This window comes from Roseovarius sp. MS2 (assembly GCF_051447875.1).
In the GTDB taxonomy this organism is placed as follows: domain Bacteria; phylum Pseudomonadota; class Alphaproteobacteria; order Rhodobacterales; family Rhodobacteraceae; genus Roseovarius; species Roseovarius mucosus_A.
In genome coordinates, this window is sequence record NZ_JBKHVF010000001.1 from 1,419,766 (window position 1) to 1,442,956 (window position 23,191).

Genomic DNA, 23,191 nt, shown 5'->3' on the forward strand with positions numbered 1-23,191 from the left:
CGCCGCGCTGGACCCGTGTCGCTTGTGGCGACAGGAGGGCTAAGGCCCCCAAATGAGCATTGAAAAAAGAGAGAAGGGAAGAAAGGAAGGAAGGAAGCATCCGGGCAATTTCAAGATATCCACACGATCATTCCCCAAAGGATGTCAAGAACGACGTATTGGCGTTTGATTGGTAGTCTTTTGAACTGTACCGTTACGGCTGATTGTCGTGGTCCGGACGGTTTCAACACCACGGTGAGCTACCTCAATCCCAACAGAATTTACTTCTCCTTCTCGGCCACCAAAGCACCGATTTATAGCGTCAAGAATTCCAACATCTTCAAGTCTATTAATCCGAGGTGATGGATTGTTTCGAACACTTGGAACAGTACCGGGAAACAAATAAATACAAGGGGGTGGCAAGCGATACTGACCAATATCCGTCAACCTATCAGGGTCGCCCAAAAGTTTTGGACACGGCCTTGCTGTAGTGCCGCAAATCCAATCCCATACAATCAATCCGTCAATTCTCTGATTGCGGTCAATCATTTCGGCACTAAGGCGGGTATGTATACCAGACCATACGTTGTGGCGCGGATCAGCACCCGGGTTGCTGCATACCGACCAAATAATAAACTCGTCAGCATGTGGTGGACGCTCAAAAATATTGGTGTTGTTGCCATCAAGGCAGCCCTTTAATTCAATGATAGCAGTTCGACCATTGTTCAGTTCAACAAAGTAATCATGCCTATTTGCCTCCCCTGCTGAGCCCCAATCTGCAATATAATCTCCATCTTGCAAATGGCTTAGCACCAAAGAAACAAAATCCCGTTTCTCTTTCATCGAGGCTGAAAACTGTCCCCTTATTCGCTCAATTGTGCCGCGAAATAGTCCTGATTGATAAAAATCCTGCTCGTCTAATCCGTGATTGCCAAGTTTATGGGCCTCTGTTTTCAGAACCTCAGCGAATTCGAGAATTTTCTCTCTTAGCTCCGCGTTCTTTTTGCACGGAATCTCACTCATGCTTGCTCTCGATTTTTCGCTGGTTCTATTTCATTGATTAGCTTCTCGAACAAGTGCTGAGCAATGTATCGAACAACCGGCACCGCGACGCCATCCCCTGTGAGGTGGTAGGCTTCGTTGTAGCGGTCAGGTAATTCATATGTATCTGGTAGCCCCATTAATCTCGCCGTTTCTCTGGTCGAAATTAGGCGTGAACGAATCTTGCTGCCTTCAACAACCATTATAAGTTGTCGAGATGAGCCTCCCGCAGGCGTCCTAAGACACCCCGCAATTTCATCGAACCTGACTTCAGCCCTCTGAACCTTGATGCCGTGCTCGTGTCGCGTCCGCTTATAGATAGTACCTACCATCTTAGAACCGGAAGCCTTGGCGGTCTCTACTTTTGCGAGATTTACTTCGCTCATCATTGATAACAACAGAGTAGTCTCAGCCGGTTTGTGCCATGGAGTGGATGCCGGATTATCTTCAACGAGATCGGCAAACTTTGAAGTTCGCTTCTTTGGTTTTGGCAACTTCCACCATTGCCAGTTCTTCTGTAGATCATGTGGGAGCCGATTGTACGCATTTTTCAAACCATTCGTATGCCAAGGCGCTTTTGGCTCATCTGTTGTCGTAAGTGGCGCAATGCTCATGTCATTCCGGACGCCAATAACGAAGAGTCTTGGGCGGGATTGAGGAACAAAGTGTGCCGCATCTGCGACGATTGCACCATATGTGTAACCAAGGTCCGTCAGCGCTTGGCAGATCGCTGTGAAATCGGCTCCACCATGAGATGTTAATGTTCCCAGCACGTTCTCGAGCGCGATTATCGCTGGGGCGCGGCTCTCGTCTCGGAGCGCTTGAATGTGAGAAATAAATGGCCAAAAGGTCCCTGAACGGTCGCCTTTTAGTCCGGCTCCACCACCTGCGAGCGAAAGGTCTTGGCATGGGAAAGAGCCCCAGACGAGGTCGGGCCTGCCAGGCATTTCTTCAGGTGAAATGTTGCGGATGTCATCTACGATAAGGTGGTCTTGACCCCAGTTCCGTTTGTATGTTTCGCCCTTCTTTCGGTCGAAATCATTTGCGAAAAGGCAAACCCAATTTTCGCCCAACCCGGCACGAACCATACCTCCGCCTGCGAAAAATTCATAGAATGTTCTTGGCATGTTCTTCCCCTGTATCTAAGCGATGTAGACCAGACTGCGTGTCAAGACTCAACATTTTATTGACAGAAACTGGGTCTCGTGGCAGCCGAAGCTCCTGACCCGGTCAAACAACCGTGAGGCTTGAGACACCTTTTGACAGACAGCGTGGCTGCAAGAGGGGAATGCTGGACTTGAGCTTACGCCAGTCTTGTGGGTAGAGGCAGAAATCCTGCCGCTCCGGTTATGATTCTGGAACAACGTTGCTTGACGCAAGCCCACGATATGCACTCAGCGCAACATGGAAAGGCAAGATAAACAGGAACGCCAATGCAGAAGCCAGTAAGTTTTCACTGGTCATATTTGCCTGTCCAAGCGCAATAGTATCACGTGACCTTTCAGGGCTTCTTGAGAGCGCCAGAAACACTACGGCTTCAATTTCGGATATGCGAAGCCACCTCGCGCGAGTGTTCCCATCGAGAAACCGTTCAGCCTCATTCCAGACAGCCCGTTTCCGTATGGCAGGCAGATTATGATACGCAATAAGGACACAGCCTCTGCGCGTAGGTCCCCAAGCGGAAAAACCCCCCTGTGCGTCGTCAGCATTGATCGCAATCACGCGTGAAGAAACGCGAACATCGCAAGGTTCTATGTCCCTGCACGCCTCAACGTAAACGCGCTGTCCGGTATAGTAGAACGCGACAACACTCATCCCTAAACAGATAAAAAATTGTCTCATTGAAACTGGCCTCTCCATGTTTCTGTTGCAATGTAAATTAGATTAACATACTGTGAACAGAAAGTGAACAACAGCAGCAAGCAATGTTTTGTCTAAACAAAACGCTAACGCAGTCGCCTACGGCTCCGATGGTCGCCTGCGGCTCCAAAGTTCGGACAAGTCCGGGGAGGTAGAATATGCGCGAAAACGTCCTGGCTATCCGCCTTGATGATGATGAATGGAACCGGATATCGGATATGGCCGGATCAGTCAGCCTGCCTATGAGCAGTTATGTCCGGTCATTTGTCCTGACACAAAAGCCCCCAAAACCGAAGGCGACAGGTGTGACCGTGGAAGCCGTGGCGGCGCTAAACCGCATCGGTGCATTGCTCAATCAGATTGCCCGTGTTGGCAATTCATCGAAGTCGATACCGGCGGCTGAAGTCATGCGGGTGACAGCCGCGCGAGAGCGCATTCTTGAGATTGCAACAAAACTGACAGGAGATTGAACATGACCGACGAAACCGCAATGGTCCGCACTATCAACATCGTTTTCACATCTATCATGATGCTCATGATCACCGGCTTTGTCCGGGTTTTGATCTTTGCCGCAGATGCACCGCGCCGCCGCCGGTTGGCGCGGAAAGCCGCAAACCGAGGCGATCACAGATGATCGGCAAAACCCGGAAAGGGGACAGTTTCGGCAGCCTCATTCGATACCTGACAAAGGAAGATCGGGGACGGCTTCTGGCACTCTACAATCTCGCGTCAGACAGCCCAGAGGCGGCAGCATCTGAAATGACCGTTGCCGCAGCGCAGAGCACCCGCACAACGCAGCCCGTCATGCATATCTCGATCAGCTATGCACAAGGAGAGCAGCCAACCCCCGCGCAGATGCGGGCGGATGCGCGGCGCGTCCTTAATTCTCTCGGGTTGTCCGAAAATCAGGCCGTGGTCATCGCGCACGATGACAAAGACCACCCGCATTTTCACATCGCTGTAAACAGAGTTGGGGCGGACGGAAAGGCGGTTTCCGACAGCAACAGCTATGCTCGGATAGAGAGTGCATTGCGCAGGATCGAAGCGGAACGTGGTTGGGCAGCGGTAGAAGGTCGAAACGCGCCATCCCCAACCACAGGGGAGCGTATGCGCGGCCATCGGCGCAGCCGTGAGCCTTACCAAGCTGAAGTCCCGGAACGCGTCCGGCGGGCGCTTCTACACGCCACAAGCTGGAAGTCGCTACACAGGGAAATCAGGGCCGCAGGATGGAAGTTGGACATTGTTCAAAAAGGCAAAGGTTCCGGCGCACTTTTGACTGGGCCGGACGGGCAGAAAGTGGGTGCGGGCCGGATCGACCGCGCGGCGTCTCTGACGCAACTGCGGCGGCGGCTTGGACGTGATCCAGACAGCTTGCGGAAAGCGCGTATCAGGAACCTTGGTCGAGAACTGCGGCGCGGTGCAGGCATTGCGGCCAGCGCCGCGATAGCGCCATTCCTGTCCCCCGGCTTTCAATCCCAATACCGCCCGCGCCGGAGGCCGCGCGGCCACCGCGCACCCGGTCTTTAATGGAGGTGAAACATGGCACGAATTAAGAAGCCGGAACCGACCGAGGATACAGGGACAGACTTACCTCATTCCGACGACATCCGGCGCTTCATCGTCCACGCGCGGGATTTGATTGATGAACAGCGGGCAGTCAAGGATGACCTGACAGCCGCGCGGGAAGCGCTGGCCTCCGTTTCTACAGCATATCAGAGAACCACACGAGCGCTTGAAAAGCGCGCGGCGGATGGCGTCACAGTTCACATCGGCGCAGATGTAGAGACAGCGCGGAAACGCATCGCCCATGCGCTGACAGAGCCACTATCACGGGCAGAGAATGTCGCGAGGGAAACCCGCCTTGTTGGGTTTTTATCTGGACTCACAGGAGCGATCATCGGCGCAGGCGGCGTCATGATCGTTTTGATTTTCAATTGAAAGGATCAATCCATGAAAAACAGCACAGCACTTGCGGCATTCCTGACAGCCGCAGACAAAACCCATGACATGCTTGATGCCACTGCTTGCCGCCGTGCGGCGGTTTGGCTGCGGTGGTCAGACGCATTTGGTGCAACATTGACCGAGGATGAAAGTATCCGCATCTCCCAGGGCGGAGCCTTGGGCGATTGCGCGAGACAGCTTATCCGCCGTCTGTCTGATGAATTCCCAGCACCGCCCGAGGATGGAAATCTACGGTATCTGGACGACGATGAAACCACGGCGTGGATGCAAAACATCCTGACTGGGCCGGACAGGAAAAAGACGGCGGCGGCAGATGATCCGGGTAAAGTCGAGAGTCCATTTGCAGATATCGCACCCGGATATTGAAAAGGAAAAACCGGGTCATTTGACCCGGCTTTTCCAAACCACCTTTGTCTTTATCTTTAAGCTGCCTATCCGGCAGGAAGGACACCGCCTGTCCGGCGGGAAGGTAGTAGAGGCGCACCACACCGCCTATTCGGCGGGAAGGTTGAGTAGTGGTTTGCCTCATTCGCCTATTCGGCGGAGGGGGTAGATCAGTCCATTTGTCGCCTTCACTGTGATACATGTATGTGGTGAAAATGCACATACAAGAAAAAACTCTACGATTTAGAAACTTTCTTCGTCCATCTCGTCGCGAAGTTCCTGACGGCGGTACTGCATGATTGACTTTACAACACTATTCAATGTGTAACCTTCGCTGTTGACGTCTGCCTCGTACTTGGCCACAAGCTCATCAATTCGCTCATCTGTTGTATCAGCATTAATGTCGAACTGGATGGCACTATCAACCCAATTAGAGGTCGCTTCGATACTCATAAGAGTGTAATTGCCCGGCTTGTAAAGTTCAACAATGGCTTCGTCGTGAGACGAAAAGCTTTCATCGTACGGATTACATTTCCGCACATCACCAAATTCTTCGACAATATAAGCGCGGGCTTCCTCGACGGTGGCGTACTCGCCATGGGCGAAGATCGCCCAGTCCTCCTGACTCCTGTTTGAAATCGTGGGTTGTGAGGTGCTAATCTGAATCTTATCCGCATCAACATATTTATCTTGGGTTTGGTTCGGGCCGATGTAGTTGGTTTCGATGACGTAATACACGATGTTTCTCCAGTCATTGTTGAGGCGATTTATGCGGCAGAAAGCATCCCTACGCGCGGTGGATATGGCACATCAAAGATGACCCAGAGCGACGGCACAGGACAAAACTTTGGCGTGATCATCTGTGCCGATTGAAGTATCAGGGTTTCCATCCCAGCACTCCGCGCCATCTGATCGGATATTAATCTCACGGGCATCAATTCTTTCGTTAATCGAACCAATTGTCATTTCCAATCCTCCGGCCATGGCGTACCGTCGTTGAACTTACGCGCCCGCGCCATGCGGGCCGTGTGTTCGAGGTCTGCAATCGTCTTTCTGCACTCCAATGTAAATTTACGAAGCTGATCCGCCTCTGCCTGCGGCAGAGTACTCAAAATTCTCTCTTCCTCTTCTGTAATCATGTGCTTGTCCTTTCACTCTGTCAGTCATTTATGAGCAATTTTCAGAGCCGCAAGCTATTTATGCTTTCCTATACTTGATTCACCCGCAGGCGGCTTATCAGGCAATTTTGACGTTCCACCACCGCCCTTCGGCCTACCCGTGGGAAGCCCAGAACCGGGCCGCACAGGGGCAATTGCATAGGTGCTGGAAACGACCTGATCCCGATCCCCGATCCAGCGCAGAACGCGTGTGGGGAGTTCTGTAATCAGTGAAAATGACCGCTCAAGAAGGACAACATAAATCAGCGCCATCAAAACCGCGTAGCCGATGATTGCAATGAAACCGAATGTAAAATCACCGCCAATAACCCCTTCAACCGCATAGAAAAAACCGGCGGACATGAGCGCATCGGACACGCGGAATATCACCATGCCTGCGATGAATCCAAAAATCATAAGAAGCGGGGTAAAGGCGAGCGTCAGCATGAGCAACCAGCCGTTCCGGCCCGCTTCACCGCTGATCCCTTCACCGTCCATTCGCATATGGGACAATGCAAAAAGATTCACGGCGATCACCGCTTCTATGACAGTCAAAAAATATCCGGTCACGCCGAGGAGCCAAAATGTAAACGGCATGATTGGCAGGATGAATGACAAAATTACACCTGCACCAATCATCGCAGTGACGATGGGTCCGAGGGACACCGCCAGCGCACCGCCCGTCGCAAGTCCGGCAAGCGTGTTAATCGCGATCAGTGCGAATGCGAATGTGATCAAATATTTGCCAATCGACGTGAGTCCGATCATAGGATCATCTGCGAAATTTCCCGGTTCCAACGCCGACAGAAAAATTCCATGGAGTTCTGTGAGCATGGCTTGCGCACCCGGTACGCGATCCCATATCGAATCCGCCGCATCTGAGTTGATCTCTGCAACGCTCGCAGCATCAAGGGGATACCCAAGCGCAGCCAGCTTCGCACCACTTTCCGCAAATTGCCTGTCATAGCTTTCCAGTGTGCGGAACATTTCATCAGCGGTCGACAGGCCGGTTACATCATCTTCTGACACATAGGAGCCAAGCCCCAACCATGAGCGGCCTGTGGCACGGCCCCCGGCCTCTTCAAAAAGATCCTCTGGGCTTGCCGAAAGTTGCGGTCCCGATGTTTCTGGACGCGCTTCAATCACGGATGAAAGCCGATTGTTGAGGCGGGCCAGTGTTATGTACCATGTTCCCGCGCCAAGCCACCCTTCACCAAGACAGTCAGGGCCGGTGCAGTCGGCATCGCCTCGGATGCGATCTAGCAGCAGGTCACGGCCATCGTCCGATCCTGACGCAGCTATCGCGGCGGCGCGGAGCGCGGTCATAGATTCTGTCATTGCCGCGTTGGCATCGCGCGTGATCCGAGCGATTTCACCTGATATGTCCGGCATATCACGCCCATACCGCGCATCTTCAAAATGCGCGGCGGTCAGGGTGGACATTTCTGACGCCACGTTGTCGATCAGAACAGCATGACCCGTGCTGAATGCATCGCGCACATCTTGCCCTGCATCGCCAAGATCAGAAAGATACACCGGCATATCTGGAGTCTGCCAACTGCCGCAAATGCCCATCATCCGCGCGGCGTCTGGGTTGACTGGACCCCCGGTGATGGCCGTTGTCGCGGATATCCGATCAGATGGCGCGGAGTGCGAGACGGTATTCCCCCGGCTGTCAATCACAGTCACAGCAGAATTTGCGGCGGCGGGACTGATGGTTTCAGTCAGATGATACCCAATCACCGGGCGCGGTTCGGAATTGTCGTCAGCGTAACCGCTGGCGACGTCCAGTTGGTATTGCACGACCCGCATGCATCCAGCATTCGCATAGAGATCACGAACAAGACCGGGCGAAACGCGAGGGGCGCTGGCCGCGATTGGAATGTCGTCTGTAATCACCGTCTCCGCAGCCGCAGTCCAGACGAGAGAAGCAGTGGAAGTTGCGCCACGCACGATATATGCAATGCCCGCTTGACCGAGATTGTACCCTCCGAGTCCAGGGAGCGGGATCAGGAGGCCGACGCCGAACACAATGCGCAACGGTGCCCATAGAGACGACCAGCGTTCACCCAAAATTTTCCCTTCATGGGCAGTTTGCAGGACGCCCACCGTCACGTTGTAGAAAAACAACAGCCCTCCGACGGCAACACAGGTAAAATTCAGATACCCGATGATGGTCGAAAACACGGTTGGACCCGACCCGCCCGCAGCAGATGGGAAAAGAGGGCCGAAGATTTCATGCAGAATGACGCTGGAATATGCGTCACCAAACTCTGTCCCGAACCCGGACCAGATGGTTTCGGCGGAGGGGTCAGATGCGAAAGCCGGAGAAGCCAGAAGCAGTGCGATCAGTAGTAAAATATGTCTCATGGGATGGTCCTCTCTCAGGCTGCGGCTTTGATATTATCTGCGGACATGGCGAAATCTTCGCGGGCTTTTTCAGCCGATTTCCGAAGCTGATCCTGCGCGAGGTCTTTGAGGTCCGCGTCACGCTCAAGCCAAAGGGAGAGCATATGGCTCTGCCGATGCGATTCCTCTTCATGACGCTGCACCGCGTTCAGCCCATGGAAATCGCAAAGTTCACCGGCGCGGGACAAAAGGATCGGGCGGAGAATCGCAAGGGCACGATCAGTAACAACCTCGGGCGTCGTCGTTGCAGATTGCCAATCTCCATCAAACTCGTCATCGACGATCCCGACGATAGCCGCGTTGCAGAACGTCCTGGAGTACTGCCGCCCGGCCTCTTTCGCTTTGACGATACAGGGGCGTGATACTGGCATTTTGTTAATGCGACCGACACCAAGTTGCGCGGCGTCTGGTGGAACATCTTTTGTCAGAACCGCGAGATTTTCGACAAATTCCCGCACCCATGCATAATTTTTCAAGAGGTTGCCCGGATGGTTCAACAGTTCGCCATCATCGTCTTGCTCTTGCAAATATCGACCCACGGCGGCTTTCCCGTCGGGCTGTTGTTCATGAATAGAAAACTCGATCCGGACAAGGTTCGGATCAATGTCCTTCTTCGCAATTTGCTCTTTGGCGAAGCGCTCGAAATCCTTTTCATAAACCTTCACAGAGACATTGCCGGAGCCAAAATACATCGTCCGTCCAGACTCTTCGGTCCCTCTGTACGTGGGGTTCTTCATCTTTTTCCGGGTCGCCGCCATTTTCACCGCCATGGCGTCAATGTCGTCCCAAAGGCCCGGCGCAGAGATATCGAATGAGACATCAACGCGGGCGACATTGACCGGGCCGAGACGCTTCAAAATCTTGGGCGCAAGGATTGCGCACTCTCCAGATGATCCCGGCAATTCCATCGACGGCATATTCGTTGCATGCCCCGCACGAATTGTGGCAACCCGCCCTTTAACAGTGGGATCAAAAGCGAGGTGCGATGCACCATGGAAACCATCAGTGCCGCGCCCCACGCGGCACGGGCGCAAGCATTCCGAAGCAGCCACGGCGAACAGGTGATCGCGGGCGATGGCCTCTTCATACTCACCTTGCTCTACATCCTTCGCAGTAATCGCATCCTCGGTCTCGAACGTCCCGATCCGCCGTCCGGTACCATCGCGGCTATTCGGAACAGAGACAGTCAGCCAGTCGATGAAGGCGCGATGGAGAAATGCTTGCATCTCCTGTTGAGTTGTTTTTTTCCGAGATGCGCGCCGTTGGGGGGGTACTTTGCGGCAGAGTTCGCTTTCTGCCGCTTTTCCTCGGCGGTGTTTTTCTCTTTGTTTTTAGAGGTTTGCCTCGAAGTATAACCCGTATTACCACACGGGTTATTTTTGGAGGCGGGGGTAGGTCCCGCTTCGTTAGCCTTATTGAAGGATTTCTGGATATTTTGAACGGTCATGAGCAGTCATTCCTTGACTGTTCGCCCCGCATCACATATGTTTTTGAACGTAATATGTGTGATGGAAGCGAACGTTACACCACGTCGGACGGCAATCCGACGACGATCAAAACCCGGCGCGAAAGCGGCGGGTTTTTTCGTTCATGGTGGCTGGGGAAACGCGGCTACATGCCCGCATTCTGATTGCGAATTGTGTCCCGGTCGATCTACTAACCCATTGATCCGATTAGGGGCGAAAACGCCCCCTGTGTCCCGCTGGATTGTTTGATTTTGTTGACAAAAATGTGAAGCTTGGCGGTTCTGCCGGGGTCACCACAAAACCAATGAAATATTGTTCTCTCCGGAGGTATTGCAGGAGTGCATAAAGCGCTTCATGATTTTTTGCGTCGAATTCAGCTAAAAGCGGTGGACTGTGGTACATAACTTGTAAAAGTTGAGCCGTCACAAGGATCAGCAGCGTTGCGAACGAATGCGCTAAAGGCTGCGTTCGGGATATGGGGATCTGGCCGATTAACTTTGGAAAGCCTGAAATTTGACCTAATGATTGGCGACACAAGACGAGCAGCGATACAATCACATCATGCCATTTTCCCATCTTGAAACACGCAAAATCGTGAGCAAGCCCCGGCTCATGTTTCGCCCGGATCCCGTTTTGGGTTGGCGGCTGTCGCCCGAACATACGGTCCGTGTGGCGTTTCGCAGTGGCATTTTTCAGAACATTGCGGCTGATGGCTGGCGTTATGTCCCTGGATCCCAGACCGCGCAGGGACCGCGTGTCGCAATTTATGGCTGCTCGTTTACCTATGGCACCGGTTTGTCGGATGATGAAACCTTTACCGCCCTCCTCCAGCGCGACATGCCAGATGTCCAGATTTTGAACCGGGGCATTGGCGGGCACGGTACTGTGCAGAACCTTCTGCAGCTACGTCGTGACATTGCCGCAGGAACAATGGATGCCGCCGTTCTCGCCATGATCAGCGATCATCGGTTTCGCAACATCGCCCATCCACAACGCATGCGGCAGTATCTCAGCGAAGATTGGTATAAATTGAGGGTCGAACATATGCCCGTTGCGCGATTTGATGGAAAGGGCCAGATTCAGATCGTGTATCGCGAGATTTGGCAACCGGCGCTGCGTGACGTTGAATTCGGAGTTTTTCTACCGGATGACCATATGATCAACCTTGCCACATGTGCAGTGCTCGGCATGGTCTGCGAGACGGCCGAGGCGGCAAGCATCCCTTTGCAGATTGTCCTGCTGGATGCGCTGGACCCCGATTTTAACTCCGCTGTTTTCAGCCGGTTTCCAGAAGCTACCGATATTTCAAATCCTCACGACCGGGATCACACATTTCTGCCACGGGATATTCACCCAAACGCCAGAGCCAACAGCCTGTTTGCTGATCGGCTGCAGCCGCTCATCAGGCGGCTGATTGGCACGGATCTCCGCCGTCGGAGCGACCCGTGACCGCCCCCCGTTACACGCTTGGCATCTCGTCGCATTTCCACGATTCTGCGGCGGCGCTCGTGCAGGGCACACACATCCTTGCCGCCGCGCAGGAAGAGCGTTTCACCCGGCGAAAGGCTGATTGGCAGTTTCCTATGAACGCAATCACCTATTGTTTGTCGCAGCTTCCGGAAGGCGCGTCGCTTGATCGCGTCGCCTATTATGAGGATCCCGGACTCAAACTGCGGCGCATTCTGCAAACCGCGCAAACCCGGCTTCCGACCGGTGCGCGGCTCTGGCCGCGGATGGTGGAAACCCTGCGAAGCCTTGCAGAAGAGCTGCCGATGCAATTGAGGAAGATCGCCGAGGATACAGACCGAATAGTCTTTGTCCCGCATCACCGATCACATGCTGCGTCGGCGTTCTATCCTGCGCCCTTTGCCGAGGCGGCAGTGCTGGTGTTGGATGGGGTCGGTGAATATTCCACCACGACACTTTGGTCAGGCAAGGCCACAGGGTTAAAGGCCGAGGCAGAAATCAGCTTTCCGCACTCACTCGGTCTCTTTTATAGCGCGTTTACGCAATACTGCGGCTTCAAGGTAAATTCTGGCGAATATAAACTGATGGGCCTCGCCCCCTTTGGCACGCCCGAATTCCGCCAAAAAATCCTTGATGAGCTGATCGAGCTGCAACCTGACGGTGGCTTTGCCCTCAACATGGCATATTTCGACTTTGACCGGGGGCTGAGTACCACATCGCCGCTTTTTGAAATGCTGTTTGGTCAACCGCAGCGCAAAGAGTCTGATCCGATGACACAGATCCACATGAACCTCGCCGCCTCTGCCCAAGCGGTGCTGGAAGAGGCGGTGTTGGCCCTTGCCAAAACCGCTTTGGACCGTGCGCAAAGCATGAACCTCTGCCTTGCGGGGGGTGTTGCGCTGAATTGTGTGGCCAATAGTCGGCTGATCCGCGACCTGCCCGGCCTTCGCAATCTCTGGATTCAGCCTGCATCCGGTGACGCGGGCGGTGCCTTGGGCGCGGCGCTAGAAGTGGCGCGCGATGACGCTGCAACCGAGGCGCAGCCAATTCCAAACGATACCATGGCAGGCGGCTTTCTTGGGCCACAGTTCACCGATGCTGACATCTGCGCGGCGTTAGAGACTGCGGGATTGGTCTATCAGCAGGTGCCCGACCCAACGACCTATGCCGATACGGTCGCACGGGCGCTGGCCGAGGGGCAGATTGCCGGTCATTTTCATGGGCGGATGGAATTCGGACCGCGTGCTTTGGGGAACCGCTCGATCCTTGCCGATCCGCGCGGCAAGGACACGTTAAGCCGCGTCAATAAATCAATTAAATTCCGTGAAGACTGGCGTCCCTTCGCCCCTATCGTGCTGGCCGATCAGGCGCCCCTCTATTTTGAGGACCCAACCGATAGCCCCTATATGTTGCTTGTCGCGCAACTCAGGCCGGAATTTTGCGGAAATACTACCTTGTCAGACGCACGTGGGCGCGGCTTGCACAGCCCGATGCAATTGCAGAACGCTGTTGTCAGCGATTTTGCCGCCGTCACCCATGTGGATTTCAGCGCGAGGTTGCAGACCGTAACACCCGGTATTGGCACACGGGCAGGTGCGATCCTCGCTGCGTTCCATGCGATGACTGGTTGTCCGATGCTGCTCAACACCTCGTTCAACGTACGTGGGGAACCGATCATTTGTAGCCCCAAGGACGCTATTGACTGTTTTCTCAACACCCATCTGGACCTTCTTGCCATCGGCGGGGTGATCGTTCGAAAATCTGCCCAGCCGGATTGGGTTCACAAGAAAATAGGGAGGATGCACTTTGCCGCAGATTGACCACCCTGAGTTTCTAGAGCGGATGATGATCCTTCTTGGTGCGCATCCGGTAGAGGGCCCTGTCGAAACAGCGGGCCTTGTACCGCCAATGGCAGAGCTAAATGCCGCCCCGCGCCCTTTTGCAGAGGTTTACGGTGCTGAGGGCCTTCTTGCGCAGACAGGCATCCGTGCCATGGAGGACGGCGAGCAGAGCATGGCGGCCTTGCTCAGCGCCCTGCAGGTCGCGCTTGAGAATGGTCGGCTTGATCTCGCGCCCCCTGATAAACCTGCGCCCCGTTTGGGCGGGTTTGTCTATCCGGTCGTCTAAGGACATTCTTGCCCCCTGCGGCGGATATCTCCCGCCGCAAGAGGTGTATTAGTGCGCCTAACTGCGCGATGGAAATACGCCCTCAAGGGCGATGCAATAGCGAATGACCTGCGTTGGGTCCTGCACAGCAACTGGCTGGTTTCCCCCTGAGGGCACGATCATCTGCGGCGACATTTGCACATTGGCGGGTTGGTCCGAATAGATCGTCTCCTGTCCGGAACCACCATCCGGTGCCGCCGCTAGAATCTTGTCCCCCGGTCCGGGGAAATTGCCATCGCTGTTGGTCGCGTTCACCGCGTGGCTATGCGCGGCCAACTGATTGGTGGTCAGTGTCACTGTCTGTTGTCCGCTGCTTTGCCCCCAAGACCGCGGGCTCAGACCGGTGCCGGTGCCTTGGCCAACCGGAATACGACCACGCAAATCCGGCAGGCCAAAGGATACGTTCCCATCGCCACCAAACGTCGTTCCAATCAGGGCAAAGAGTGCACTATTTTCACTGATTGCAAGAAGTTGGCCGTTGGTTTCTGCCCAGCCAGTCGGACAAAAATTGACGATACCCATCGGTGCGATCTCGCCAACATAGGGGTCTGCGTCTGCCAGTGCTGCTTGCGGCGCTGCACATGCGGCAATGCCAAGCCCAATCGCCATCAGCGCGTCACGGGATTTCGTTTTCAAATGTGTCATCAAAGTCTCCAAAGTCTTGATACGGAACGGCAACCTGTCGCTCGTCCAAAGGTGGGATCAATTACGTGATGGGAACGCACCCACTGTTGCAATGCAGTGGTAGAGTGCCAAGGTCGGATCCAGAGTGCTGATCGGGGTGCTTGCCCCGGCGGGGGCGATCATCGCCGCGCTCATCGTGACATTCGGGTTGGCCTGAGAATAAATTGTCTCGTTGCCGCTGCCGCCGGTCGGTGCCGCCGCCAACAGCTTATTCCCCGGACCAGGCAAATCGCCGTCCAGATTGTTCGCCTGCACCGTATGGCTATGCTGCGGCATCGTTGCCTCTGTCATGACCTTGGTCTCAGAGCCAAACCTTTGCCCCGCCAGCCGTGGTGTCAGGCCGTTCCCGGTCCCTTGGCCCACCGTAATCCGGCCGCGCAGATCCGGCAGGGCAAATGTCGTGATCCCGTCTCCGCCAAATTGCGTGCCGAGTAGGGAAAACAGTGCTTGGTTTTGTGCAATCGGCAACAATTGACCTGCCGCTTCGGACCAACCGCGTGGGCAAAAGTTAAAGCCGACGATCATGATGTCCCCAAGAAAGGGCTCTAATCCAGCCTTTGCTTGGTTCGGCGTAGCGCCAAGGCTCAAAGTCAGGCTCAGGGCTCCCACTGCCGCAAGCATGCTCTTCTTCAAATTCTTCATTGCTGACTCCAAATATTAAAGTTGTGTCTGATATCCGCAAAAAATCGCGCCCGCAGCGTCAGCCGGGGCCTTGGGTTATGCTCAGGGTCGCGACGGAAATACCCCTTGGGTAGCAATGCAATACTGCATCACGAGCGCCGGATCTTCGACATTGAATGGCTGGCTTTGGCCGGAAACGCCGATCATCGTCGGCGCCATCGTGACCGTGGGCCCCTGATCAGAATAGATCGTCTCAGAGCCCACCCCGCTTGGCGGTGCTGCCGCCAAGAGCTTGTTACCCGGTCCCGGTAGATCTCCATCGAGGTTGTTTGCATTCACCGCATGACTATGCAGCGGCATTTGAGCAGCGCTTAGCGTGACAGACTCTGCTCCGGTCATTTCACCTTGGCTGCGCGGTGACAGGCCAAGTCCGGTTCCTTCTCCCATTGCACCCCGACCCCGCAAGTCGGGCAAGCCAAAGGTGCTTGTGCCGTTGCCGCCATAGGTTGTTCCAATCAAAGAAAAAAGTGCCGTGTTGCTGGAAATCGCAAGAATTTGTCCTTCCGCACTCATCCAGCCACGCGGACAAAAATTGTAGCCAACAGCAATGATATCCCCAATAAATGGGTTAAGACCGGCCTCCGCCCGATGTGGCACTAGGCTTCCCCCCGCTAGGAGTCCAAGTCCTAGTACCAAAATAGCAGTCGATTTTTTAAGACAATTCATACGACATCTCCAAATATATGTTAAACTCAAAGTTGAGTATTTAGTGTCTTACGATTCCCAATAAAACGCAAAAACTATTCTTAAGGTTCGGGGCCAAAAGAGCACCGTTTCAGGCCAAAGGCCTGGTCCGAGATCCGATCGGATTTGGTGCGTGACAAGGTTTTGATGACTGACCAAAAATACAGGGTTTCGCACCCACATCTAAGCATCCGTGTCGCAACCCCGCCCGTCACAAATCCGCATGTCGCGATTGGTGGCCTTGGCGGTTCAGGAACGCGGGTATTTGCAGCCACACTCTCCGAAGCGGGTATCCGGCTTGGGGCGCAGCTCAACGTGCCGCTTGATAACCTCTGGTTCACCGTGCTTTTCAAGCGTGCGGATTGGATTCAGCATGGCGCGCCAGCGGCAGAGGTCGAGATAGCCGCAAAGCTTCTGCGACGCGCCATGACAACCGGGCTGTGCGGCACCCTAAGCGTTGAGGAACACGCGCTTCTAATGTGCCTGCGCGATCTGCTTCCGCCAAATGGCTCTTGGCAAAACGGCGCACGCGCAGCGGATGCCGAGAGCCTGATCAATAGTGGTCCACCGCAAGTGGGCAGCGATCAGCCTTGGGGCTGGAAAGAGCCAAACACCCATGTGTTTCTTCCGCATCTCGCCCAAGTCTTCCCTGAATGCCGCTATATTCACGTCGTGCGGGACGGGCTCGACATGGCGTTCAGCAAGAACACATGGCAAGCTCGGCATTGGAGCCATTTGTTCGGTCTGCCACAGGACCCGGATACCTCACTTGCGTTGCATCAGTTGCGCTATTGGATAGCTGCAAACAGCGCAGCAATAGATTTTGGCAGGGCTAACATGCCCGGACGGTTTCTTGTTATGTCATACGAGGCCTATTGCGCTGATCCGGAAAGACACTGGCCACGCCTTCGCCGCTTCTTGGACTTACCAGATCACACGTCACTGCCTGCCAACCTCTTGCAGCCCACCACGATTGGGCGAAGCAAAGAGCATGATATTTCACAGTTTCCGTCTGACGTGTTCACGCGCGCGCGTGACCTACAAGCAGAGATAGATGCGCATCATTTCTAAATGCCGCTGACTGCCTGTAGCTGGGCGTTCTGTGATCTGATCGACGTCGAGAGGAATTCAACAGAGCGCATCGCGGCACGGCCTAAGTGAACGCGCTTTAGCCGTTTTGCGGCCCTGTTGCCTCTGCTTCGATCCGCGCCCGTTCGGCATCGCTCTCATAGCTGGCCCAGGGGCGATCTGTGCCTGTGGGCGGCAGATCACTGGGTTTATGCACCAGATGCAGATGCGTCTTGGCGATGAAATGCCCGGTGATTGGCGCGGTCAGCAATAGAAACAGCGTGATCATCAGTTCATGAAATGAGAACTGCCCCACGACAAAGTAAAAATACATCATCGAGGCAATCAGCGCTCCGCCCACCCCAAGCGTCGTGGCTTTGGTCGGCGCATGCAGGCGCATCATCGGGTCCGGCAGCTTGATTAGCCCAAAAGACCCCACCAAGCCAAACACGCCGCTGATCACCAGACAGGCCGAAATGAGAATGTCCACAACCATGTTCCGCCCCCTATTCGATGATATCGCCGCGCAAGAGAAAGCGCGTGTAAGAAACGGTCGAGATAAAGCCAGTCATGGCAATGATCATCGACACCTCAAAATACATCATTGTGCCTTTGAGAATACCAAACAGCGCCAAGAGCGCGATCATATTCACCACCATTGTATCCAGCGCCAGAATCCGGTCGCCCACGGTGGGTGAACTGATCACCCGATAGATATTGAGCAGCAATCCCAGACCAAAACAGCCAAAGGCAAAAAACAGCGCATAGTCGATCATTCGAAAATCTCCTTGAGCCGGCGTTCGTAGCGCGCCTTGATGTCATCGCGCACCGCGTCCGGATCGGGCGCATCGAGGCAATGCACGAGCAGGCTGCGACCATCCGCTGACAGGTCGCTTGAGACCGTGCCGGGCGTCATGGTGATCGTGCCTGCCAGCACTGTGATCGCCTCTGGTGTACGCAGATCTAATGGGATCGTGATCCAGGCAGGCTTGGTGTTGGCATTGGCCTTGAACAGAATGATCATGGCCACCTGCACATTGGCCACGCAGATATCCCACAGAACCACCAGCACGAATTCCACAATCCGGGGCAGGCTCGACAGGCGCGGGCGGTTGGGCCAATAAGGCGAGGTTATGATCGGGATGATCAGCCCGAGGATCGTCCCCAAGAGAAGGTTACCAAAGGTCAGCTTGTTCACCATCATCTGCCAGACCACAATCAGGGTCAGCGTCAGGAACGGATGGGGCAGGATCTTGCGCAGCATCGTCTTTCCTCCCTCAACCACCGTTCAGCACGGCGGCGATATAGCCTTCTGGCGCATGCAATTGCTGCGCCGTGGCCTCGATATACCCCATCACCGGCCCCGCCAGCACCGACAGCGCCACAATGCCGCCCAGCATTGCGAAACATACGACCAATGGTAGGGCGGGTTGTGCCGCGGGGGCGGGTTCCTCGCCCGTCTCAGGTGCCAGCTTCCAGAAAATCGCACTGCCCGCCTGACCCAGACCAAGGATCGCAACCAGCGACGTGGCCAGGATCACTGCCCAGATAAGCCAGACTTGCTCCATTCCGCGCACGGCGTCGAGAATGAGCAGCTTGCCAACAAATCCCGAGAGCGGCGGCATACCAGCCGTGGCAATCGCCGACCCAAAGAAGAGCGCGGCAATCATCCCGTGCTGCGCCATGCGCGGTCCGGGTAGCATAGCGCCTGCCAAAGACCCGCGCCGCTCGCGTACCAGATCGACCACAAGGAACAAGAGCGCTCCGGCCAGCGTGGAATGGATCATGTAATAGAGCGCCGCAGCCGTAGTTTCGGGCCGAAACCCGGCCAGTGCAATCAGCAGCGTGCCCATAGAGCCGATTGCGGCGAAGGCAGCCAGCCGCCCAAGCCGCTTGGCCCCCAGAATACCCACCATCCCGGCCACAAGCGTGATCAGCGCGGCATAGATCAGCATTTGGTCGATCAGCGCCGCAGTCGCCCCAAGATCGGGGCCGAAGACCAAGGTGTATGTGCGCAGAATCGCATAGGCCCCGACCTTGGTCATGATGGCAAACAGCGCCGCCACCGGGGCAGGGGCCTCGGCATAGGTTTCTGGCAGCCAGAAATGCAGCGGCAAAAGTGCAGCCTTGATGGCGAAGACAAGGAAGAGCAACATCGCGCCAACCCGAAGCAGCGCACTGTCCTCAACCGGAATCTCTGCTGCCCGCACCGCCAGATCGGCCATGTTGAGCGTGCCTGTCACCGCATAGAGCGTGCCAAGCGCAAAGAGAAACAGGGTCGAGCCAAGCAAGTTGTAGATGACATATTGCACACCCGCCTTGAGCCTGCGCCGACCCCCACCGTGGATCATCAGACCGTAAGAGGCGATCAGCAGCACCTCGAAGAACACAAAGAGGTTGAAGGCGTCGCCTGTCAGGAAGGCACCGAAAATGCCCATAAGCTGAAACTGATAGAGGGCGTGAAAATTATTGCCGCGCTGGTCCCAGCCGGTGCCCACGGCATAGAGCAGCACCAGCAGTGCCAGAACCGCTGTGACCAGAACCATCAGCGCCGACAGCCGGTCGAGAACCAGAACGATACCAAAGGGGGCTTGCCAGTTGCCCAGCTCATACACTTCAATCGCGCCGCTTGACGCCTTCACGGTAAGGCCAATGGCAATCGCCAGAACCGCAACAACGCCTGCAATGGAAAAAACCCGCTGCAACGATGGATGGTGCCGCATCGACAGCGTAAGGATCGCGGCCAGCACTGCCGGCAGGATGACCGGGGCAATAATCCAGTGGCTCATGCCTCATTCTCCTGCGCGGGCTGCTCTGGCGGTGTCTCGGATCCGATATTCACGGTGTCATCGCGCGATGAGAGGAACGACCCCAGCGCCAGCATAACCACCACCGCCGTCATGCCAAAAGAAATCACGATGGCTGTCAAAACCAAGGCCTGCGGCAGCGGATCCGTATAGCTTTCTACACCGTCCTGTAAGATGGGCGGCATATTCACCACCAGCCGCCCTGTGCCAAACAGGAACACGTTCACCGCGTAGCTGAGCAGCGAGATGCCGATGATCACCGGGAAACTGCGCAGCCGCAGAACCAGATACAGCCCACCAGCGGTCAAGAGGCCTATTGCACTTGCAAACAGAAGCTCCATCTTACGCCTCCTTCTCGCCCGGCGCGGTGCTGAGGGCCGGGTTGATGTCCATGGGCGCGACGTTCACCGTCTCACCCGACCGCCGCGCCATGCTTGACAGGCTGTTGAGTGCCAGCATCACCGCGCCTACCACGGTCAGGAACACGCCGGTGTCAAACGCCATGGCCGTAGCCCATTCGAATTCCTCGATCGGCGGGAAATGCAGATAGCCGTAATCGGATGTAAGGAACGGTCGCCCTGCCAGCCATGCCCCGATCCCTGTCACGCTGGCGATCAGCACACCCACACCGATTGTGGCATGGTAGGTCACGCGCTGCCGTGCTTCGGCCCAAGCAAAACCAGAGGCCATATACTGCATGAGAAACGCAATCGCTACGATCAGACCGGCGATAAATCCGCCGCCCGGTTGATTGTGACCACGCAGGAAAATATAGGCCCCGACCATCAGCGCGATGGGCATCATCACGCGGGTGGCTACAACCATCATCAGCGGGTGGCGATCCCCCGCTTCCGGATAGCGATCCGCCTTCCATTGCGAAAGCCAGCGCCCGCCCGGTCCCTTGAGCACGGTTTCTGTCAGCGCGTAGATGACAAGCGCGGCGATGCCCAGAACGATGATCTCTCCATAGGTATCAAAGCCCCGGAAATCGACGAGGATCACGTTGACCACATTGGTGCCGCCGCCGCCCTTGTAGGAATTCGCGAGGTGAAAGACCGAGATGCTCTCTGACGCGAAATCGCGCAGAAGAATGGCATAGGTCAGACCCGCTACTGCAATACCGCCAACGGCAGCAATGCCAGCATCGCGCATCCGCCGGGCAACACTGCTTTCGGCCGGGGTTTCGCGCGGTAGGAAATTCAGCGCCAGAAGCAACAGGATGATCGTCACCACCTCGACCGAGATTTGAGTCAACGCAAGGTCTGGCGCAGAGAAATAGACAAAGCCCATCGACACAATCAGGCCCACAATCCCCATCAGGACCAGCGCCAAAAAGCGGTTGCGATGGAACGCGACCAAACAGATTGTCGCCAACACCAGCAAGAGCCACCCAATCGCAGGCACCAACGTTACGGGCAACATCTCGCGCGTGGGCGCAGCCATGCCGCCGCCCATATAACCAAGCACACCCGCGCCGATCACCGTGACCGCGAAAATCGCGCCGTTGCGGGTGAGCGCGCCATTATGCACACCATCTGTCAGCGCCGTGCTCAGGGCCGTGGCAGCCCGCGTCACCGCGTCGAACATCACCTTCGCCTCGGGCCGTGGCGTTGCGTTCCACATCGCCATCAGTGGCGCATGCAGGCGTAGCAGGATTGCGCCGCCAACCACCGCGATCACCGACATCCAGAATGCAGGCACCAGCCCATGGATGTGATAGATTTTCACGTAAGGATCAGACTGTGTCACAGCGTGTGCCGCGACCCGCACCAGATCGCCGGCAAAGGTCATTGGCATAATCCCAATCAGGATCACCAGAAGCGTCAGGAATGCAGGCGCGGCCCACATGCCGAAACCCGGGTCATGCGGCTTGGCCGGATAATCGTCGCGCTTGGGGCCAAGGAACACATGAGCGATATATCGGAACGAATAGGCCACCGAGAAAAGCGCGCCCAAAGTTGCCAACGCGCCCATCATCCAATGTGGGCCGATCCAATGGGTCTCGGCCACTTCTGCCAGCATCATTTCTTTGGACAGGAACCCGTTGAAGGGCGGAATCCCGGCCATCGACAGTGCTGCAATAGTGGCAATCGTAAAGGTGATTGGCATCAGATGCCGCAAACCGCCAAGGCGCTTGATATCTCGCGTATGCGCCTCGTGATCTACAATGCCCGCTGTCATAAACAGCGCGGCCTTGAATGTGGCGTGATTGATGATGTGAAACACCGCGACAACCGCCGCCGCCTTGGTGCCAAGCCCCAAAAGCATGGTGATCAGGCCCAGATGCGACACTGTCGAAAAGGCCAAGAGCGCCTTGAGATCATCCTTGAAGAGCGCGATCTTGGCGGCCATCACCATGGTAATGAGGCCCGTCGAGGATACGATCCAGAACCATTCCGGTGTGCCCGCCAGAACCGGCCACATGCGCGCCATCAAGAATAGCCCAGCTTTTACCATCGTGGCCGAATGCAGATAAGCCGAGACCGGTGTCGGCGCGGCCATCGCGTGGGGCAGCCAGAAATGGAACGGAAACTGCGCAGATTTTGTGAAACACCCAAGCAAAATCAGGATAAGGGCCGGCAGGTACATCGGGCTCGCCTGAATCGCGTCTTTCTGCGTCAGGATCACGCTGAGATCATAGCTTCCGGCGATATTCCCAAGGATCAACATGCCCGCGATCATGGCAAGACCGCCAAGGCCCGTCACCGTCAGCGCCATTCGCGCGCCTTGCCGCCCTTCGGGCAGGTGTTTCCAATATCCGATCAAAAGGAAGGATGACAGCGACGTCAGTTCCCAGAAAATCAACAATAACAAAATGTTGTCGCTCAGGACAATTCCCACCATCGCGCCCTGAAACAGCAGCAGATAGGTATAAAACTGCCCCATCGGATCTTCGCGTGACAGGTAAAACCGCGCGTAGAGGATGATCAAAAGGCCGATGCCAAGTATCATCCCGGCAAAGAGCAGCCCCAGACCATCCAGCATGAAATTGACGTTAAGACCAAGCGACGGCAACCACTCGATGCCAAAGGTCAGCACTTCGCCCCGCATCACCGCAGGCGCGCAAAGCAGCAGCAATATGAGCGCAAGGATCGTGGGCGCTGCGGTAAAGGCGGCGCAGGTGTTGCGCCCGGCTTGGATCATCAGGCCGGGAAACAAAGCTCCCAAAAACGGCAACGCCGCGATGATCGGCAAAAATCCTGCGGCATTGTCCATCCGTCTCCCGCCCCTCTCCCTGTTCTCTGCCTCGGCCTTGGCACCACGTCGCGGGTGCATTTTACGTGCCGTTTCAGTTGATCCAGCGTAATATACGGCGGCATTGCCGCGCCACAACCCAGCTTGTGACGATTTTCCACCTCGTGAAACCGCGACGCTT

At 55.6% G+C, this 23,191-nt stretch carries 25 protein-coding genes; 9 read left to right on the forward strand and 16 right to left on the reverse strand.

What is annotated here, in order from left to right:
* Positions 1-144 precede the first annotated feature (144 nt).
* Both ACLGGT_RS07035 and ACLGGT_RS07040 read right to left on the reverse strand, forming a co-directional pair.
* Positions 145-1,002: a hypothetical protein gene (locus ACLGGT_RS07035; protein ID WP_437195425.1), complete on the reverse strand. Its 858-nt coding sequence runs from the start codon at positions 1,000-1,002 to the stop codon at positions 145-147.
* Complete coding sequence (locus ACLGGT_RS07040) at positions 999-2,147, reverse strand: DNA cytosine methyltransferase (RefSeq protein WP_437195427.1); 1,149 nt, start codon at positions 2,145-2,147, stop codon at positions 999-1,001. The genes ACLGGT_RS07035 and ACLGGT_RS07040 overlap by 4 nt, the downstream gene beginning before the upstream one ends.
* A gap of 891 nt (positions 2,148-3,038) precedes the next feature.
* Here ACLGGT_RS07040 and ACLGGT_RS07045 point away from each other — a divergent pair.
* The 5 genes from ACLGGT_RS07045 to ACLGGT_RS07065 are packed head-to-tail and all read left to right on the forward strand — an operon-like array spanning position 3,039 to position 5,208.
* A complete protein-coding gene (locus ACLGGT_RS07045; RefSeq protein WP_437195429.1) occupies positions 3,039-3,350 on the forward strand; it encodes a plasmid mobilization protein in 312 nt (103 codons plus the stop codon).
* A 2-nt stretch (positions 3,351-3,352) separates the two neighbouring features.
* A complete protein-coding gene (locus tag ACLGGT_RS07050) occupies positions 3,353-3,514 on the forward strand; it encodes a hypothetical protein (RefSeq protein WP_437195430.1) in 162 nt (53 codons plus the stop codon).
* On the forward strand, positions 3,511-4,407 hold the full coding sequence (locus ACLGGT_RS07055; protein WP_437195431.1) for a relaxase/mobilization nuclease domain-containing protein: 897 nt from the start codon (positions 3,511-3,513) through the stop codon (positions 4,405-4,407). The genes ACLGGT_RS07050 and ACLGGT_RS07055 overlap by 4 nt, the downstream gene beginning before the upstream one ends.
* 12 nt (positions 4,408-4,419) lie before the next feature.
* On the forward strand, positions 4,420-4,818 hold the full coding sequence (locus ACLGGT_RS07060) for a hypothetical protein (RefSeq protein WP_437195432.1): 399 nt from the start codon (positions 4,420-4,422) through the stop codon (positions 4,816-4,818).
* Positions 4,819-4,830: 12 nt separating this feature from the next.
* The gene (locus ACLGGT_RS07065; protein WP_437195434.1) at positions 4,831-5,208 is read left to right on the forward strand and encodes a hypothetical protein; all 378 of its coding nucleotides are present in this window, start codon (positions 4,831-4,833) and stop codon (positions 5,206-5,208) included.
* 261 nt (positions 5,209-5,469) lie between these two features.
* On the opposite strand, the gene ACLGGT_RS07070 is transcribed toward ACLGGT_RS07065, so the two are convergent.
* The 5 genes from ACLGGT_RS07070 to ACLGGT_RS07090 form a co-directional block, all read right to left on the reverse strand.
* Positions 5,470-5,964 carry a hypothetical protein gene (locus ACLGGT_RS07070; RefSeq protein WP_437195435.1) on the reverse strand — a complete coding sequence of 165 codons (495 nt, stop codon included), beginning with the start codon at positions 5,962-5,964 and terminating at the stop codon, positions 5,470-5,472.
* A gap of 224 nt (positions 5,965-6,188) precedes the next feature.
* On the reverse strand, positions 6,189-6,365 hold the full coding sequence (locus ACLGGT_RS07075; RefSeq protein WP_437195437.1) for a hypothetical protein: 177 nt from the start codon (positions 6,363-6,365) through the stop codon (positions 6,189-6,191).
* Positions 6,366-6,419: 54 nt separating this feature from the next.
* Entirely contained in the window at positions 6,420-8,753 is a 2,334-nt protein-coding gene (locus ACLGGT_RS07080) for a DotA/TraY family protein (RefSeq protein ID WP_437195438.1), read from the reverse strand.
* A gap of 14 nt (positions 8,754-8,767) precedes the next feature.
* Positions 8,768-10,018 (reverse strand): hypothetical protein, encoded by a 1,251-nt coding sequence (locus tag ACLGGT_RS07085; RefSeq protein WP_437195440.1) that lies wholly within the window; start codon positions 10,016-10,018, stop codon positions 8,768-8,770.
* The gene (locus ACLGGT_RS07090; RefSeq protein WP_437195442.1) at positions 9,979-10,239 is read right to left on the reverse strand and encodes a hypothetical protein; all 261 of its coding nucleotides are present in this window, start codon (positions 10,237-10,239) and stop codon (positions 9,979-9,981) included. Before ACLGGT_RS07090 ends, ACLGGT_RS07085 begins: the two co-directional genes overlap by 40 nt.
* 544 nt (positions 10,240-10,783) lie before the next feature.
* On the opposite strand from ACLGGT_RS07090, the gene ACLGGT_RS07095 reads away from it, so the two are divergent.
* The 3 genes from ACLGGT_RS07095 to ACLGGT_RS07105 are packed head-to-tail and all read left to right on the forward strand — an operon-like array spanning position 10,784 to position 13,852.
* Positions 10,784-11,707, forward strand: a complete 924-nt coding sequence (locus tag ACLGGT_RS07095; protein ID WP_437195444.1) for an SGNH/GDSL hydrolase family protein — start codon at positions 10,784-10,786, stop codon at positions 11,705-11,707.
* Positions 11,704-13,545, forward strand: a complete 1,842-nt coding sequence (locus tag ACLGGT_RS07100; RefSeq protein ID WP_437195445.1) for a carbamoyltransferase family protein — start codon at positions 11,704-11,706, stop codon at positions 13,543-13,545. Before ACLGGT_RS07095 ends, ACLGGT_RS07100 begins: the two co-directional genes overlap by 4 nt.
* Complete coding sequence (locus ACLGGT_RS07105; RefSeq protein ID WP_437195447.1) at positions 13,532-13,852, forward strand: hypothetical protein; 321 nt, start codon at positions 13,532-13,534, stop codon at positions 13,850-13,852. Before ACLGGT_RS07100 ends, ACLGGT_RS07105 begins: the two co-directional genes overlap by 14 nt.
* Before the next feature lie 57 nt (positions 13,853-13,909).
* Here the strand turns inward: ACLGGT_RS07105 and ACLGGT_RS07110 are convergent, their stop codons facing one another.
* The 3 genes from ACLGGT_RS07110 to ACLGGT_RS07120 form a co-directional block, all read right to left on the reverse strand.
* Entirely contained in the window at positions 13,910-14,536 is a 627-nt protein-coding gene (locus ACLGGT_RS07110) for a phage tail protein (RefSeq protein WP_437195449.1), read from the reverse strand.
* Between the two features lie 57 nt (positions 14,537-14,593).
* On the reverse strand, positions 14,594-15,217 hold the full coding sequence (locus ACLGGT_RS07115; RefSeq protein WP_151977616.1) for a phage tail protein: 624 nt from the start codon (positions 15,215-15,217) through the stop codon (positions 14,594-14,596).
* Positions 15,218-15,298: 81 nt separating this feature from the next.
* On the reverse strand, positions 15,299-15,922 hold the full coding sequence (locus ACLGGT_RS07120) for a phage tail protein (protein ID WP_237183574.1): 624 nt from the start codon (positions 15,920-15,922) through the stop codon (positions 15,299-15,301).
* Between the two features lie 165 nt (positions 15,923-16,087).
* Between ACLGGT_RS07120 and ACLGGT_RS07125 the strand changes: the two genes are divergently transcribed.
* Positions 16,088-17,011, forward strand: coding sequence for a sulfotransferase family protein (locus tag ACLGGT_RS07125; protein ID WP_437195451.1), 924 nt, complete (start codon positions 16,088-16,090; stop codon positions 17,009-17,011).
* Positions 17,012-17,108: 97 nt separating this feature from the next.
* Here ACLGGT_RS07125 and ACLGGT_RS07130 read toward each other — a convergent pair whose 3' ends face one another.
* The 6 genes from ACLGGT_RS07130 to ACLGGT_RS07155 are packed head-to-tail and all read right to left on the reverse strand — an operon-like array spanning position 17,109 to position 23,031.
* On the reverse strand, positions 17,109-17,504 hold the full coding sequence (locus tag ACLGGT_RS07130) for a Na+/H+ antiporter subunit G (RefSeq protein WP_008281175.1): 396 nt from the start codon (positions 17,502-17,504) through the stop codon (positions 17,109-17,111).
* Between the two features lie 10 nt (positions 17,505-17,514).
* Entirely contained in the window at positions 17,515-17,784 is a 270-nt protein-coding gene (locus tag ACLGGT_RS07135) for a K+/H+ antiporter subunit F (RefSeq protein ID WP_008281177.1), read from the reverse strand.
* Positions 17,781-18,272 carry a Na+/H+ antiporter subunit E gene (locus ACLGGT_RS07140; RefSeq protein WP_008281179.1) on the reverse strand — a complete coding sequence of 164 codons (492 nt, stop codon included), beginning with the start codon at positions 18,270-18,272 and terminating at the stop codon, positions 17,781-17,783. The genes ACLGGT_RS07135 and ACLGGT_RS07140 overlap by 4 nt, the downstream gene beginning before the upstream one ends.
* Before the next feature lie 13 nt (positions 18,273-18,285).
* A complete protein-coding gene (locus tag ACLGGT_RS07145; RefSeq protein WP_437195454.1) occupies positions 18,286-19,797 on the reverse strand; it encodes a monovalent cation/H+ antiporter subunit D in 1,512 nt (503 codons plus the stop codon).
* The gene (locus ACLGGT_RS07150) at positions 19,794-20,156 is read right to left on the reverse strand and encodes a Na+/H+ antiporter subunit C (protein WP_008281181.1); all 363 of its coding nucleotides are present in this window, start codon (positions 20,154-20,156) and stop codon (positions 19,794-19,796) included. The genes ACLGGT_RS07145 and ACLGGT_RS07150 overlap by 4 nt, the downstream gene beginning before the upstream one ends.
* A gap of 1 nt (position 20,157) precedes the next feature.
* Positions 20,158-23,031, reverse strand: coding sequence for a monovalent cation/H+ antiporter subunit A (locus ACLGGT_RS07155; RefSeq protein ID WP_008281182.1), 2,874 nt, complete (start codon positions 23,029-23,031; stop codon positions 20,158-20,160).
* Positions 23,032-23,191 lie beyond the last annotated feature (160 nt).